Below are 15,730 nucleotides of genomic sequence, written 5' to 3'. Positions count from 1 at the left end.
AAATGGCACGAACCCCAGGCCTTGAACACTTCCTGCCCTCCAGCTTGAAATTACTTGTTTTCCACGCCGGATATACCCCATACTCAGGCATACAGGCTGGTGCCCACACCGGCCGGGTTAGGGGCACACCATGTCTAAGCACCACAAGTACAAGAGCTACGGTCCGCAGTACACGGTGACGCCAAGGGAAGGGCTCATCCTGGAAATCCTCGCTCAGGCCGAAAAGGCCGGGGCAAAGGCAGGATACGCGGTGGCCAAAGAGCAGCTGTACCGGAACATCGGCAACAGCTCTGTGCTCAACGAGCAGGAAACCGACGAATTGCTGGCCGCTGCCGAACGTGCCGGCGCCGCGGCGGCACTCACCGCGGCACGCAAAGTCCTGGATAAGACACTGCGCACCTCGTTCAAGCACTACCACCACTCAACGGCGCAGGGGCCCGCGCAGCAGCTTGCCCCGCAGCCATTTGCTCCTGCGCAGACGCGCAGCTACTCGGAAACCTACGAGGAGCCCTTGGCCCAGCACACCCCCGCCTTGGGATATCTGGATCCGCCAAGGGAAAAGGTGGATCAGCACATTCTGACCATCACCCGGGTAGAACAGCTGAACGCCCAGATGGTGCGCATCATCGCCGGCGCCCCCGATCTGGATGGCTACCGTTCCAACGGGGCGATTGATGAATACGTGAAAGTCTTTGCCGCTGACCCCGCCCTCGGATTAGAGCCTCCCTATGATCTGCGCGCCTTGCGGCAGCGCCTGCCCCGCGACCAGGTTCCGCGTTCCAAGTCGTACACGATACGTTGGATCAACGCGGTTGTGCCGGAAATTGCGATCGACTTCGTAGTTCATGGGGAGCCAGGGACTGTTGGCCATTGGGCCGGGACAGCGCAGCCCGGGGACCCACTGGTCATTTCCCCCTCACGGAGCAAATCATCATTGTCGCTGAATGCCGACTACTACGTGCTGGCCGCGGATGAAGCAGGCATCCCGGCGATCTGCAAAGCCCTCGAAGCATTGCCCGCGGATGCGCGCGGTCTAGCGTTGCTCGAAGTTGCCGATCAGAACGCAATGTTTGACGTGAAACATCCTCCAGGCGTTGATTTACGCTGGCTGCCGCGTGACGGCGTTCCGGCGGGCCGCAGCTCATTGCTGGCCGATGAGCTCCGTTCCTTGCCGCTGCCCCATCTGCGGCTTGGGCTAATCGCTCATGCCGAGCGTTCCACGGTCAAAGAGATCAGCCAAGTTGCGCGGCACTGGCACCTCGACAAGCGCTCCTCCCACATTTCCTCTTACTGGACCCTGCGCGAAGGGAGATTACGCCGCTAGAAGCTGGATCAGAGTGATCCGCAGCATCACAACGGCACGCACAGGGACAAGCTCTTTAACTCCGATAACCTTGGAAGCATCGCATTCGCACTGGTTATCCGAGGAGTGTCCATGGCTCAGCCCGATAGCACCAGCAACTTCGCGCGCTTTCTCGGCGGTGTTTTGCTGATTGCCCTCGGACTCGTCCTGATGCTCAACTCGGCGAGCGCGGTCCGGCTGATCATTTGGCTGCTGGGCGCTGGCTTGTTGATTGCGGGCCTGGTGCGCCTTGCCGAGGCTCAACAGGACTCCGTTCGCCGCTGGCCAGTGATGCTTTCGGGCGGCCTGCTGGTGCTCAGCGGGGTCGCCCTCCCGCTCTGGCATCGCGCCAGCTTGCCGGTCCTGGCTTTGGCGACTTCACTGGTTCTTCTCCTGGGCGGAGTGCTCCGACTGGCATCGGTGCTCCGCGGGCAGCGGCAGCATTCCTTCCGCGGCGCTCTCACAGCACTTGCCGGTGTCTTTGGCGCGGCTCTGGTGGTGTTTTGGCCCAGGCTTTCCTTGTGGGTGCTCGGCGTCGCTTTCGGCGGCTGGTTATTCCTTTTGGGAGTCCACTGCTTGTGGTCTTTTCTCCGGCCTCGCCTTCCGGCAATTCCTGGCTGGCTCCGCACTGCGCGTAGCGCGAGCCTGACAGGATTGAGCGCCATTGGCCTCGTCGCCGTGCTCGGGCTCGGAACGCTCACCGCTTTTCTGCATAGCCAAAGCGATACGGCCGCCGCGGATGATTTCTACTTGCCGCCAGCTAGCGTTCCTGCTGCCCATGGCCAGTTGCTGCGCGCGGAACCGCTGGCCAAGAGCACTCCGCCGAACACTCTCGCCTGGCGAATTCTGTATACGACGCAAGGTCACGATGGCACTCCTGCAATAGCTTCAGGCGTGGTGACCGTGGCCGAGTCCGCCACGGGAACCCTACCTGTCATCTCATGGGCCAATGGGACCAAGGGCGTCATGTCCCAGTGCGCGCTGTCCATGGGACCGAATCCTTCTGATGATGGTCCAGCTGCTGCCCGTGAAACCATGTTGGCTGACGGATGGGCAGTAGTCGCTACCGATTACGTCGGCTTGGGCACCGCCGGCCCTCATCCCTATTTGATTCCGGCCGCCGAGGCGTACGCGGTGCTTGACGCGACCCTTGCTGCAGGTCAGCTGCAAGACCTGCATTCACGAGGAGTCCGGCTAGGACAGTCCAGCGTAGTGTGGGGCCATTCCCAGGGCGGGCATGCGGCACTGGCTACGGCTGAAGCCGCCGGAGACTACGCTCCGAACCTGGAGATTCTCGGCATCGCCGCCATGGCCCCGGCAACCAACCTTCCGGAATTGGCCGAGTCGGTTGCTGATACCTCGGCGGGAAAAATCATTTCCAGCTACATTGCCGCCAGCTGGAACCAGCTGTATCCGGATCTGGGCCTCGACGAGCGGTTGACGACCCGTTCTCGCATGGCGGTAAACCAGCTATCCCAGAATTGCTTTTCCGGTACGGGCGCGCTGACCGGGTTGGCCAAGGCCAGTCAGCTCTTCGAACCGATTCTCAGTTCCGAGGCTCTCGACGGCCAGCTGCACTCGGTGCTGAAACGCAATTCGTCCATCGTTCCGGCGGGCTACCCGGCGTTCATTGCCCAGGGCGCTGCTGATTCATTGGTCTTGCCCTCGATGCAGCGCGAGTTCTTCAGAACTTCTTGTACCCCGGAGGCCCAGATCGGTTACCTCGAGTACTCCGGACTGGACCACATGCCGCTCGTCGGGGCAGACTCGGCACTCAATGAAGATCTTGTCGCCTTCACCCACTCGCTGCTTGAGGGGAAGCCAGCTTTCCCGCAAGGCTCCACCCTGTGCAGGAAATAACCGTTTGCGATGCCGCTCTGATTCCTTTTGTTCTTGCACCAGCGCACGGGCCCGTGTCCGGGGAACATAAAATAGGTTCGGAAAGACTTCCAGTAATTCATTGCCGTTCAATGCCGCCTAGCCATTTTCTGGCCGTCGGCCCAGGAGAATCCTAGTGCGTCCCAGCTTGTCCCGAATCGCAGTTGCCTTGTGCCTTGGCATCTTGGCCTTTTCCCTTGGCTCTTGCGTGGCGTTACCTGACGAGCAAGGGCGAGATGCGGGCACCGCGGCATTTGAATCCGGGCATTGGCCACGCACCTTGACTGATTCAATGCATGACCCCATACGGATCCCGGCAAAACCTGAACGTATCGTCTCGACCTCGGTAGGACTCACGGGTTCACTGCTGGCCCTGGACGCGCCGGTCATTGCCAGCGCAACGGCGCCGGCGGGGCCTGATACCGATGGCGACGGTTTCTTCAAGCATTGGGCTGATGTTGCCTCGGATCGCAAAGTTGATCCGCTCTACGAAATCGGGAAGTTCGATCTGGATGAAATCGAGGACCAGAAACCCGACCTCATCATCGTGGCGGCAACAGGAGCCGACTCCGAAGTCGACAACGTAGGTGCGCTGAGGAAGATTGCACCAACCATTGTCGTGGACTACGCAGATAAGGACTGGAACGAACTTTCAAAGTTGCTCGGGGAAGCCACTGGTACCGAAGAACGAGCACAGCAGAACACTGCAGCCATTAACGAACGGGTTTCAGCACTGAGAAGCATGCTGGCAATCCCCTCCGGAACCACGGCTTCAATCATTTCCTACGCAGCCCATGGCATATCCCCGATCGCTAAAACCACCGGGCCGCATGCGCAGCTGTTCAGAGGACTCGGCTTCACGGTGGTATCCACGCCAAAGAAGTTCGACACTTCCACACAGCCAAGAGAAGATTTCAGTTTCGTCAGCTACAGGGATCTGCCAGCAACGCTCACTGGAGACGCCACCTTCCTCTTGGCCGCGGGCAAAAAATCGACCACGGCATTTACCTCGGATGAATCACTAGCCCAGCTGCCATCGGTGCAGAGCGGCAGCGTCTTCCCGCTCACCACTGCCCACCTTCTGGACTACTACGCAACCCAGAAGATCTTGGACTATTTCGAACACGATTTTCCAGGTCTGGGCTCTTCTGAGCTCGAGTAGCAGCATTCTTTGAAGCCGGTACATCCGACCTCACGCCACAACACGGATCATGGACGGCTAAATGGTCCGCTCCACTGCCTATAGTTCAAGTCAGAGCATCTTCTAGCTCAAGCACCGGCCACCTTAGGAGTAGTACTACCGCATGCGTTCGCTGCGTCGCACCTTATCTTTGTTCGCCCTCCTGTCCACCCTGGCTCTGAGCTCGTGCTCTTCATTGGAGACCATTGAGTTCCCGCCCCTTCCTGATGCCCAAGCCGCACCGACGCCAAGCACCGCAGAACAACGCGATATCTACGCAGAATCCCTTGAACTGCTCAATGAAGTTACGGTCAAAGGCCGCGCACCGAAAACCGGCTACGACAGAGCGGAATTCGGCAAGGGATGGAAAGATCCGGACCGCAATGGATGCGATGCGCGCAACGACATCCTCTCGCGCGATTTGGTGGACGTGACATATAAACCGGCCACGCGACCCTGCGTTGTATTGAGCGGAACGTTCGATGATCCCTACACGGGCAAGACCATCGAATTCAAGCGCGGCCAAGGCACCAGCACCGCCGTGCAAATCGACCATGTTGTCGCCCTGTCCGATTCCTGGCAAAAGGGCGCGCAGCGCTGGGATGCCGAGACCCGCTTGGAATTTGCCAATGACCCGCTGAACCTGCTGGCTTCCGATGGCCCCACTAATGCTTCCAAAGGCGACAAGGACGCGGCATCATGGTTGCCGCCCAACAAGAGCTTCCGTTGCACTTACGTCTCGCGGCAGACCCAGGTAAAAGCCAAATACGACGTTTGGATGACCAAGGCAGAGCACACCGCGATCGGGAACATCCTCAAATCCTGCATCTAGCAGTCAGGCAGCTTCGCCGGGCCTCATAACCGTACGCAGGACATCGCACGGAAACATCCACCTTAAGGCTTATCGTCAAATCGATGGACTTGTGGCAAAATGGATATTATTCAACACGTTAGCGATTATGTTCTGCGATGGCTTGGCCTAATCCTCTACTGCAAGGGCGCATGATGAAGACACGAATCCCCGGAGTCCTCCTACTGGTTTCCAGCGTGTGCATCTTCAGTTTTGCACTGACCACCACGCAGCGCGAGGCAGCCACGGCCTGCTGGGTCGTCTCCACCCTCATGTTCATTGGAGCAGCCATGCTGCTGCTGAGTGCGATCCTTGGAACTTCCACCGTCACCGCAGGTGACCCGCGGCATAAGCGTCAGCAATAACTGCATACTCCTCTCATCAGAAGCAACCTCTTGGCCTATGGCTGGGAGGTTGCTTCTGTTGAATAACCGACAGTACTTGTACTTCTGCACCTAAATTTAACGCCAAAGCATCGACAGGTTCATTCAGATGCGATAGACATATGTCTTGTCACACTCGTCACTTTTAGGAGTACCCATGCCTGCATTCAGGCAGATAAGAAAACTCGGTCTCGCTTCGCTGGCAACGATTTCGCTGGCCGCCACCGGTGCCGCAACAGCTCAGGCTACATCCACGCAGAGTGCTTCCCTGTCGCCAGCGGCGGGTACTGAAGCCGTCACCATTGATCTAGTTGGCATCAATGACTTCCATGGACGCATTTCTGCTGACAGAAGCTCTGCCGGAGCTGCTGTGCTGTCCGGTGCTGTAGATGGAATGCGTGCAGAAAACGAAAACACCCTATTCGTCTCCGCCGGCGATAACATCGGCGCCTCAACCTTCGCTTCCGCGTCGCAGGATGACGAACCAACCATCGCTGCCCTGGGTGCTGGCGGCCTGGATGTCTCGGCAGTAGGCAACCACGAGTTCGACAAGGGCTTCGCGGACCTGACCGGACGCGTCATCGACAGCTACGCCGATTCCAGCGGTGTCAACGGCGCCGACTTCGCATTGGGCGCCAATGTCTACGAAAAGGGCACCACGACTCCTGCCCTCCAGGAATACGCGATCCGCGAGATCTCCGGTATTTCCGTGGGCTTCATTGGCACCGTTACCGAAGACATGCCTTCACTGGTTTCCCCAGCTGGCATCGCCGACCTGGATTTCGGCAGCGAACTGGAAGCAGCGAACCGTGTAGCTGAGCAGCTCTCCGATGGCGATGACGCGAACGGCGAGGCAGATGTAGTGGTGCTGCTGACCCACAACGGTTCCGCTGGCGATCAGTGCGCAGATATTGCCGAAGAAGACAGCGCCTATGGCGAGCTCGTTCGCGAGGCCAGCAACGAGATCGACGCGATCTTCTCGGGCCACACCCACCAGTCCTACGACTGCGAAATCGCGGGCCGCCCGGTGATCCAGTCCCACCAGTACGGCACCACCTTGGGCAAGGTTTCCTTGCAGGTAGATCCTGAGACTGGCGAAGTCACCGAGGCCGCTACCGAGCGCATCGCCTTGGCAACCGAGGGTGCTGACGGCGAATGGGTGGGCAACTTTGATGCCAATGCCCAGGTCGCAGAAATCGTTAGCGCCGCTGAAGCCGAAGCTGAAGTGGTCGGCAGCGTGAAGATCGGCGCCATCTCTGAAGACATCCTTCGTGGTGGAGAAGAACCCGGCCAGGACCGAGGCGTTGAATCCACCCTGGGCAACACCGTAGCCGACATCCACCTGTGGGCTACCTCTAATGAGGATTTCGCCAGCGAACCAGCCGAGATCGCATTCATGAACCCAGGCGGCCTGCGTGCCGACCTGCTCTACGGCCAAGATGGCACAGTGTCCTACAAGGCCGCAGCCGAGGTCCAGCCATTCGCCAACACCCTGATCACCTTCAACCTCACCGGGGCGCAGATCCGCGAGGCCCTGGAGCAGCAGTGGCAGCCTGCAGGATCGGAACGCAACAAGCTGCATCTGGGTATTTCCGAGGGCCTCGCCTACACCTACGTCGAGGATGCTGCCCAGGGCGAGCACATCAAGGACATCACCTTCAAGGGCGAGCCGCTGGACGAGGAAGCAACCTTCCGTGTCGCAGCCAATGCATTCCTGGCTACCGGTGGCGATAACTTCGCTGCGTTTGCCGCCGGCACCGATCATGCTGACTCCGGCCAGATCGATTTGGACGCCACCGTGAACTACTTCAAGGCACACGACGTTGTTGAGCCGGCTCCGCTGGGCCGCGCGGTCCTGCAAGAGCCTGTTGCGCCAACGCAGTCGCCGGATCCTTCGGATGAGCCAACCGGGGATCCAACTGATTCGCCGGAACCATCTGAGGATGCAACCGACGACGCGACCGAAGAACCTACCAGTTCGCCAGAGCCAACTGGGGACGCGACCCGGTCCCCTGACTCGTCTGGCGAGCCTAAGGACGAGCAGAAGGATGATTCCCAGAACCGGGACTCCGAAGATCTAGCCGATACCGGATTCGGCACCAGCTGGATCGGCATCGTCGCCGGTGTCGTTGTCCTGGCAGGCATCGCCTTGGTACTGATACGCCGCTTCGGCAACAAGACCGGACGCTAGAGCCCAAGGGCATAGATAAAGGCCAAGGGAAGAACCAAGAGGTTCTTCCCTTTGCCTTTGTCCCAATAACTTAGTCGATGACCAGTTCGCCCATGGAATCCCAGCCTTCGCCGTCTACCTTGCGGGAAACGATCTTCGGGGTGGAGACCAGGTGTGGTCGCATGGACTCAAGACCGGCAGCGAAGTGGGCGGAGTTCACGTGGTTTGCCGCGGCTTCGTCATCGCGGAAGGCCTCAACCAGGACGAATTCGTTGGGGTCTTCGACGCTCACGGACCAATCGAAGAAGATGTTGCCCTCTTCGGCGCGGGTTGTCGTGGTGAATTCAGCGACATGGCCCATGAAGTTCGGGGTGGATTCTGGCTTTACTTGGAATTTAACAACGATGAAGTACATGTCTCTAGTCTAGGGTTCCCTTGTTAATTGCGCCTTGCAAACGAATGTATTCTTTATCCCTTTGGGGCATGCCGTCGACCACTAAATCGTATGAATCCTCGATGAGCTCGCCCATCAGTTGCGGGTCGAGTCCTGCACGAACCGAATTCCAGTGCTTCTTGTTCATGTGATAGCCCGCGGTGATCTGCGGATGCTCGCTGCGCTGCTGGTCTGCCAGAGCCGGTTCGCATTTCAGGTTCAGCACCAATTCGCCTTGCAGGTGCATGAGCAGCCCAAATATTTTGCCTTTGCCCGGATCCCTGCCCGCCACCTTGAATACGGTGCTGTCAGGGCCAAAGGGGTAATCGGCGTAAGCGCACGGCATGCGCAGGCACAGCTGCGTCCACGCATTTTCCAATTCTTCTTGCCCAGCTGTTGTTGCCATCAATGCCTCGCTAGCGAAATGGGTGCTCGATCTTGGGGCAGGTATCCATCACTACATCCAGTCCCGCGTCCTTGGCCCGTCGGGCGGCGGCTTCGTCAATGACGCCCAGCTGCAACCACACCGCCTTCGCTCCCACGGCGATGGCTTGGTCAACGATGTCTCCCACCTTGGAAGAGTTCACGAAGCAATCCACCACGTCAATGGGGCCTGGAATGTCAGCAAGCTTCGCGAAGCCCGGTTCGCCCATCACAGTTTCCGCGCCTAACGACACCGGAATAACCTGCATCGACAGTTCATCACGCAGGAAACGCGCGATGGACGGAGCTACGCGAGCAGGGTTGTTGGTCAGCCCGACAACCGCCCAGCGTCCAGGCGTGGTCAACAGCCTGCGGATTGTTGCCGAATTATTTACGTGCTGCGTGTCCATGCACGACACCATACCGCGTCGCTGGCACTTTTGGCGTCCAGGTACTGAAGTACGTCCAGTTGGCAGGACCCGCCCATGCCACTGGCCTTCCAAGCGTTCGGAATTCACTGCTGCAGCTGAACCGCTTTCCCAGTGGCTGCCGCGCTGTTCTGCGAGAACGCCCCGCGGTGCTTAGCCGCCGGATGATGCGCGGGCAGGTAATCGCCACGGCCAAAGACCTTTTGGCGCAGGCTGCCCTCGGCATATCCACTTTGGGCCAGGCCACGGCGGCGCAGTTCGGGCAGCACTCCTTCAATGAAGTTGTCGTAGGAGCCGGGAAGAACATGATTCATCACGTTCAGGCCATCGATACCAGCATCCTGCCAGCGTTCGAGCTCATCGACAATTTGTTCCGGGGTCCCCGAAATCTGCTGTGCCTTGGCGCGGTAGTAGGCCAAGTCGCGCAGGGTCGGATTGCCGCCGGGCACCGAAGCCCGGGCTGCTTCAAGTACTCCCTGCGCGCCCTCGGTCTGGATCTGGCCGATCGGGGTATCCAGATCCAGTCCGCCCAGATCCACTCCGATACCGCCGCCGATGTGCGCGATGATGGCGTCCAAGTCCAGGTACTCGTCGTATTCGGCTTCCAATGCCTTGGCTTCAGCTTCCGTGGAACCGACGAGGAAGGACAAGCCGGCAAAGACCTTGATGTCATCGCGGCCGCGTCCGGCAGCAGCCAGGTGCTCGATCAGCTGGGCATTCTTCTTCGCCACGTACTGTGCGTGCGGGGCAAAGAGGAAGGTCGCCTCGGCGTGAGTGGCCGCGAACTGCGAACCGCGTGCCGACGAACCAGCCTGGAATAGGAACGGGGTGCGCTGGGCACTTGGCAGTGCCAGGTGCGGACCGTCAATGGAGTAGTAGTCGCCGCGGTGGTTGATTTTGTTGACCTTGGCCGGATCTGCGTAGATTCCGGAAATCTTGTCGGCCAGCAAGGCGTCCTCTTCCCAGGAGCCCTCCCACAGCTTATAGGCGGCGTCGACGTATTCTTCGGCCCAACCGTAGCGGTCCTCGTGCCCGACCAGTTCTTTCCCGCCGAAATTGCGGTGCGCATTTTCCAGTACGCTGGTGACGATATTCCAGGCTACACGCCCCTGCGAGAGATGATCCAGGGTGGAGATCTGCCGGGCAAACTGGAATGGATGGGATTGGATGACCGAGCTGGTCATCGCCAGGCCGATGTCCTTGGTGCTGGCGGCCAATGCCGAAAGCAGGACCAGCGGATCATGGCTGGGGACCTGCAGTCCCTTTCGTACGTGCGATGCCCAACCACCCTCATGCTCGCCGTAAAGGCCAACCACGTCAGCGAAGAACAGCGAATCGAACTTGGCCTCTTCCAACTTCTTGGCCAAGTCAACCCATAGGCCCAGTTCATGGAACCGATGCTGCTGCGCTTCGGGGTGGCGCCACATTCCGCCAAGGATGTGGCTGGAGGTGTTCATCAAGAAGGCCGAAAGCAGCAAGCGCGGGCGTTCGTTGAAAGTACCCATGATTATTTTCCTGCCTTTGCTTCGCCGATCGAGTTCAAACCAGTAGGAATGGTGCCGTTGATGAAGTAGTCCCCCACCGAGCGTGCCTTGAAGGCCACCGGATTGTGGGTGGCCACCGTGCGGGCATTGCGCCAGAAGCGGTCCAGCGACTTGGAGGTCGAAATCGCCGAGGCCCCGGTGACGTCGAAGAGCTCGCTGGTGGCGTCCAGGACCAGCTTCGGCGTGGCCACGTGGGCTTGCTGGACGGCAAGCTCTGCGCGCAGGTAGGCCGCTTGCGGGTCCAAGCCCAGATCCTCGTCGAGCGCCGAATCCAGTTCCCGGGCTGCGGTGACCACGATGCTCTCTGCAGCGAAGACATTGGCCGCCAAACGGCCGACAAGTTCCTGGATCTGCGCGTCATCCTTGAACAGCGCGCCGGAGCCGGTATTGAAGGTTCGCGTGCGGTTGGCAACGATGTCTGCGGCGGCATTGCGGGCCCCCTTGCCGATACCGGCCAGTACGGCGAGCAGGCACAGCTGGAAGAAGGCAGGTTCAAGGGTGGAAGCTATCTTGCGCTGAATGATATTGGCTTCTTCCACCGCAACGTCAGTGAATATCGCGGTGCCGGTACCGGTCAGCGGCTGGCCGAAGCCATCCCAGTCGTCAAGGATCTCCACGCCCTCGGCATGGCGATCGACGATGGCGTATTGGCGCCCCTCGATCCCGTCGGTGGTCGCCATGACCACTACCCAATCGGCGAAGATCGAGCCAGTGGTGTAGTACTTCTCGCCGCGCAGCACCCAGCCTTGCCCGGTCTGGACCAGCTTGGTATTGGTGGTGCCAAGGGCATTGCCGCCACGCTCGGTCGCGGCGTTGCCGAAGATTTCCCCGGCAAGCACCCGCGGGAACCAGCGGTCCTGGAACTCTGCCGGCTGCAGGGAGATGGTTTCTACGAAGGAGAAGTGGCTGCGCAGCAGGTGCGCCACATTCGAGTCCGCCGCGGCCAGCTCGATCAGCAAGCGGAACAGATGCTCGTGGCTGATAGGCGAACCGCCATGGCTTTCTGGCACGCGCAGCGTGGTGAAACCGGCATCCTTGAGCCACTGCACCTGCTCGAAAGGCAGGATGCGCTGCTGCTCGCGTTCACAGCTTCCTTCAGCAATTCTGGCAAAGACCGCTTGGAATCGCTCCAGTAGTTCCTGGTAGCGGCTTTCGATTGCGGGTGCGGCGATCATCGTCATTGGTTCTCCCTGCAGGACGTCGATACTTTGAGTAAAGGAGTCGGAAAATGTGGTGCCCCACAACGCCGAAGTTCAGCGTCGTGGGGCCAAGGGCCTACTTATTCCAGGTGGCGAAGTCCGCTTCGAGATCGCGGTCCCAAGGAGTGCCCAACGCACCGTCGAGGTAGCTCGCGTACCATTCGCGCACCTCCTCGGAGTGGTAGGCCTCTTCCAGCGCCTTGCCCTTTTCGGTGTCCGTAAACCCTGGCTTTGCGCCGATGATGTTGATGTACGGGAGCGCTTCTTCTTCCTCTTCAAAGAGCAGTGCGTCCTTCGGGTTCAGTCCGATCTCGGCGCCGAGCCGGGCGAAAAGGAACCCGGCATCCACGTCAGGCAGGGTCTTGGAGAGCGACTGCTGATCTACCTCAACGAACTTGAAGCCCTTGGGGTTCTCCAGGATGTCGTTCTGCGACAAGTGGATCACGCTCTTGCCCTCAGCTACCTTCAGGACACCGGCCTTATCCAACAGGGCCAGGGCGCGTCCGTTGTTGGCGGTATCCACGGGCAGTGCGATGGTCGCACCGTTGGGCAAGTCCTTGATGTCGTCGTATTTCTTCGAGTACACGCCGGCAGGTGAGCTGTACATGTAGAAGGCCGGCTCCACGTCGACGTTCTGATCCTTCTTGAACTGTTCCAGGTAAGCGCCGTGCTGGAAGAAGTTGGCATCGTATTCGCCATTGGACACCACGTGGTTCGGCTGCACGATGTCGGTGACATAGGTAGCTTCCAGAGTCCAGCCCTTTTCGGCCAGCAGCTTCTGGGCGATTTTGGTTGGTTCCTGCGATGGGGCCGATTCGGTGACAATAACCTTGATGGTCTTGTCACCGGTGCCGGCCGCCTGTCCACCTGCCAGGCCGCAAGAAGCCAGCGCGAGAAGTGCGGCGGAGCCGGCGGTGAAAGTTAAGAAGGTGCGGCGAGAGAATGCCATGGTGTTGTCCTTTGCTGAAATGCGAGTTGAGCGGGTTTTGTGTTTAGCGCTTGTCAGCGGCGCGCGATAGCCGAGTTCCGACGAACTGAACTGCATGCACCAGCAGGATCATCAACACGATGGCTAGCAGCATGACTCCGGTTTCATAGCGGTAGTAGCCGTAGCGGATTGCGAAGTCGCCGATACCGCCTCCGCCGACCAGTCCGGCCATGGCCGAATACGAGATGAAGCTGACGGTCATGATGGTGATGGAAGACAGCAGTGCAGGCTTGGCTTCGATCAGCAGCACTTCACGGATGATCTGTCCCCGGGTGGCGCCCATGGCCTGCGCTGCTTCGACAACGCCATTGCCAAGCTGGCTGATGTTCTGCTCCACGAACCGGGCGAAATAGGGGATCGCGTTGATGGTCAGCGGAACGATAACCGCCGCGGTGCCAATGGTAGTTCCCACAACGAATCGGGTGAACGGGATGATGGCGATCAGCAGGATGAGGAATGGGAAGGAACGGATTGTATTGACCAGCCCGTCAACGATTCGGTGCAGTCGCGGACGTGGGCGCAAACCGTTGGGAGACATCGAGTAAAGCCAAATGCCCAGCGGGGTTCCCAGGAGAATCGCGATCGGGATGGAAACCAGCAGCATCGCAAAGGTCTGCGCCATGGCGACCCAGATTTCCGGGGCAAGTTCGATGATGCGGTCAAGACTGAAAGCTGCTGCGTTGCCGTTGCTCGTGGCTAGCACTACTGACGTGAAATTCATTGGTAATCCAGGTTCTCTATACGCGGGCTACGGTGGCAGCGACGGCTTGGTCCTGCTTTGGCTGGCGGTTAAGCGTGATTTCGTCACTGATCAGGTAGCGGCCGATTGGCGTCACTGGTTCAAAGCCTGGTTCTCGCAACGAGCTCAGGGCGAACTCTTCAACTACCGCTCCGTCTTCCATGACCGAAACCTTGTCGGCAATGGCCTTAATAACGTTCATCTCGTGGGTGACGATGACTGTGGTGATGCCAAGGCTGGCGTTGATGTCACTGAGGTATTGCAGCACCGACGTTGTCGTTCTGGGATCCACGGCACTGGTTGGCTCATCGCACAGCAGGACCTTGGGCTCGGTGACCAGCGCGCGGGCAATGGCGATGCGCTGTTTCTGGCCGCCCGAAAGCTGTCCTGGATAGGCGGCAGCCTTGTCAGCGAGGTCCACAATGGACAGCGCTTCCAGCGCACGTTCACGGCGTTGCTTTTTCGGAACACCAGCGAACTTCAGATTCAGCTCGACGTTCTGTTGCGCGGTGCGATTGTTCAGCAGGTTGAAGTGCTGGAAGATCATCCCGATCTCATGACGCTGCTTTCGCAGGTCTCCTTCACTGAGCCCGGTCAGTTCGACGCCATCCACGATGACCTGGCCCGACGTGGGACGCTGCAGCAAATTGATATTGCGCAATAGCGTTGACTTTCCGGCACCGGAAAATCCGATAATTCCATGGATGGTTCCGGCCTGGATTTCCAGCGAGACATCCTTGACGCCCGTGAATTGATCTTGGCCCTTGCCGAAGGCGGTCGTTACGTTTTCAAGACGAATCATCATCGCTCCCTTGGTGCTTGGTTATGCGGAGCGCACTTCGCGAAAATCATCTGCATTCCACAGATTTTCCGTCGCGAAGTGAAAGTACTCCATCGGTTCTGGCTGTAGCACCGCTCCCTCTCGGGTGGTTGCTGCGACGTCGTTGAGCCAGATCTCTCAGTCGCTCTGGATGGTGTGCGTTCGGTTGTACGAGCCGAACAATTCAAGTCTGGAGTCCATGCCCGCAGGCCGGCAAACGTTACTTCAATCGGCGTCATCAAGTCATAGTCCGGACGGACCCACGCTGAAATCACGCAATAATCCACGTAGCAATCTGACACATTTCGCTACTTCCCCTCTTTGTGACGAAAGCCTTGCAGTTTCTGCCCATCTCTCGCTGGCTTGTGCCAGCAATCTTGGGTGGGGAATTCAGCGATGCCTACGGTGGTTGTAGTGGAATGCAGACCAACGAGAGGACCCCATGAAGATCGCAATTACCGGTGCCACCGGACAGCTTGGAAATCTAGTCATCGACGCGCTGCTGGCGCGCGGGGCGAATGCCGCTGATCTGGTCGCAATTGGCCGCTCCGAGCAGAAGCTGGAACCGCTGGCAGGCAAAGGCCTGGAAACCCGCGTTGCCGATTACAACGCCCAGCCAACTCTCGTGTCCGCACTCGAAGGCATAGACAAGCTGCTGCTGATTTCGGCCAGCGAGGTGGGCCAGCGCGTTGCCCAGCATGAGAACGTCATCAACGCGGCCAAGCACGTGGATGTCTCGCTGATCGCCTACACCTCAATTGCCAACGCCCTGTCCGGCGGCATGAAGCTCGCCGAGGAGCACATCGCCACCGAACGGCTGCTGGCCGGATCCGGCATCGACTACGTGCTGTTGCGCAATGGATGGTACATCGAGAACTACACCGACCAGCTGATGGGCTACCTCAACAGCGGCACGGTGCTCGGTGCCGCCGGCGACGGCAAGATCAGCGCTGCCGCCCGTGCAGACTACGCGGATGCCGCTGCGGCCGTGCTGCTTTCCAAGGAAGACCAGAACGGCAGGATCTACGAGCTGGGCAGCGACAAGCCATTCACCCTCGCCCAGCTCGCTGGCGCGGTTGGCGCTGCCGCCGGCCAGGACATCGCCTACCAGGAAATGGATCCCGGACAACTGGAAAAGATCTACGCTGATGCCGGCGTCCCCGGACCGTTCGCGCACATCCTCGTCGATACCGACATGCGCATTAGAGAAGGAGCACTGGAAGTGAACTCCGGGGAGCTAGCACAGCTGATCGGCCGCGCCCCGGCTTCCTTGGGCAAAGTCATCAAGGACAACCTGGACAAGTAGCCCAGGTGCACTAGGGTTCCAGCGGGCAGGCACTGGCGGCGATCGAG

The 15,730-nt window shown here is 59.4% G+C and carries 15 protein-coding genes and 1 riboswitch; of the genes, 7 read left to right on the top strand and 8 right to left on the bottom strand.

What is annotated here, in order from left to right:
* Positions 1 to 130: 130 nt before the first annotated feature.
* From ACNPN0_RS01565 to ACNPN0_RS01540, 6 genes are all read left to right on the top strand, one after another.
* Positions 131 to 1,324: an SIP domain-containing protein gene (locus ACNPN0_RS01565; protein ID WP_434692599.1), complete on the top strand. Its 1,194-nt coding sequence runs from the start codon at positions 131 to 133 to the stop codon at positions 1,322 to 1,324.
* Between the two features lie 111 nt (positions 1,325 to 1,435).
* A complete protein-coding gene (locus tag ACNPN0_RS01560; RefSeq protein ID WP_448938406.1) occupies positions 1,436 to 3,202 on the top strand; it encodes a lipase family protein in 1,767 nt (588 codons plus the stop codon).
* Between the two features lie 154 nt (positions 3,203 to 3,356).
* Entirely contained in the window at positions 3,357 to 4,382 is a 1,026-nt protein-coding gene (gene fepB / locus ACNPN0_RS01555) for a Fe2+-enterobactin ABC transporter substrate-binding protein (protein WP_448938835.1), read from the top strand.
* A gap of 142 nt (positions 4,383 to 4,524) precedes the next feature.
* A complete protein-coding gene (locus tag ACNPN0_RS01550; RefSeq protein WP_434692606.1) occupies positions 4,525 to 5,232 on the top strand; it encodes an HNH endonuclease family protein in 708 nt (235 codons plus the stop codon).
* A gap of 170 nt (positions 5,233 to 5,402) precedes the next feature.
* Positions 5,403 to 5,615, top strand: coding sequence for a hypothetical protein (locus tag ACNPN0_RS01545; protein WP_105657967.1), 213 nt, complete (start codon positions 5,403 to 5,405; stop codon positions 5,613 to 5,615).
* 175 nt (positions 5,616 to 5,790) lie between these two features.
* Complete coding sequence (locus tag ACNPN0_RS01540; RefSeq protein ID WP_434692608.1) at positions 5,791 to 7,824, top strand: 5'-nucleotidase C-terminal domain-containing protein; 2,034 nt, start codon at positions 5,791 to 5,793, stop codon at positions 7,822 to 7,824.
* Between the two features lie 70 nt (positions 7,825 to 7,894).
* On the opposite strand, the gene ACNPN0_RS01535 is transcribed toward ACNPN0_RS01540, so the two are convergent.
* The 8 genes from ACNPN0_RS01535 to ACNPN0_RS01500 form a co-directional block, all read right to left on the bottom strand.
* Positions 7,895 to 8,218, bottom strand: coding sequence for an antibiotic biosynthesis monooxygenase (locus tag ACNPN0_RS01535; protein ID WP_434692611.1), 324 nt, complete (start codon positions 8,216 to 8,218; stop codon positions 7,895 to 7,897).
* 4 nt (positions 8,219 to 8,222) lie between these two features.
* Positions 8,223 to 8,642 carry an MmcQ/YjbR family DNA-binding protein gene (locus tag ACNPN0_RS01530; RefSeq protein WP_448938407.1) on the bottom strand — a complete coding sequence of 140 codons (420 nt, stop codon included), beginning with the start codon at positions 8,640 to 8,642 and terminating at the stop codon, positions 8,223 to 8,225.
* Positions 8,643 to 8,652: 10 nt separating this feature from the next.
* Positions 8,653 to 9,069: a CoA-binding protein gene (locus ACNPN0_RS01525; protein WP_434692617.1), complete on the bottom strand. Its 417-nt coding sequence runs from the start codon at positions 9,067 to 9,069 to the stop codon at positions 8,653 to 8,655.
* A gap of 104 nt (positions 9,070 to 9,173) precedes the next feature.
* Complete coding sequence (locus ACNPN0_RS01520) at positions 9,174 to 10,592, bottom strand: NtaA/DmoA family FMN-dependent monooxygenase (RefSeq protein ID WP_434692620.1); 1,419 nt, start codon at positions 10,590 to 10,592, stop codon at positions 9,174 to 9,176.
* 2 nt (positions 10,593 to 10,594) lie between these two features.
* Positions 10,595 to 11,812 carry an acyl-CoA dehydrogenase family protein gene (locus ACNPN0_RS01515; protein ID WP_434692623.1) on the bottom strand — a complete coding sequence of 406 codons (1,218 nt, stop codon included), beginning with the start codon at positions 11,810 to 11,812 and terminating at the stop codon, positions 10,595 to 10,597.
* Positions 11,813 to 11,906: 94 nt separating this feature from the next.
* A complete protein-coding gene (locus ACNPN0_RS01510; protein ID WP_434692624.1) occupies positions 11,907 to 12,779 on the bottom strand; it encodes a MetQ/NlpA family ABC transporter substrate-binding protein in 873 nt (290 codons plus the stop codon).
* 43 nt (positions 12,780 to 12,822) lie between these two features.
* Complete coding sequence (locus tag ACNPN0_RS01505; protein ID WP_434692626.1) at positions 12,823 to 13,539, bottom strand: ABC transporter permease subunit; 717 nt, start codon at positions 13,537 to 13,539, stop codon at positions 12,823 to 12,825.
* 16 nt (positions 13,540 to 13,555) lie between these two features.
* Complete coding sequence (locus ACNPN0_RS01500) at positions 13,556 to 14,362, bottom strand: methionine ABC transporter ATP-binding protein (protein WP_448938408.1); 807 nt, start codon at positions 14,360 to 14,362, stop codon at positions 13,556 to 13,558.
* An 83-nt stretch (positions 14,363 to 14,445) separates the two neighbouring features.
* Positions 14,446 to 14,535, bottom strand: a riboswitch (SAM riboswitch).
* A gap of 284 nt (positions 14,536 to 14,819) precedes the next feature.
* Here ACNPN0_RS01500 and ACNPN0_RS01495 point away from each other — a divergent pair.
* Positions 14,820 to 15,683, top strand: coding sequence for an NAD(P)H-binding protein (locus ACNPN0_RS01495; RefSeq protein WP_434692630.1), 864 nt, complete (start codon positions 14,820 to 14,822; stop codon positions 15,681 to 15,683).
* Positions 15,684 to 15,730: the final 47 nt, after the last annotated feature.

It is taken from the genome of Glutamicibacter sp. AGC84 (genome assembly GCF_053543575.1).
The sequence above is the reverse complement of the archived record's forward strand: the minus strand, read 5'-3'. Positions and strand labels throughout refer to the sequence as shown.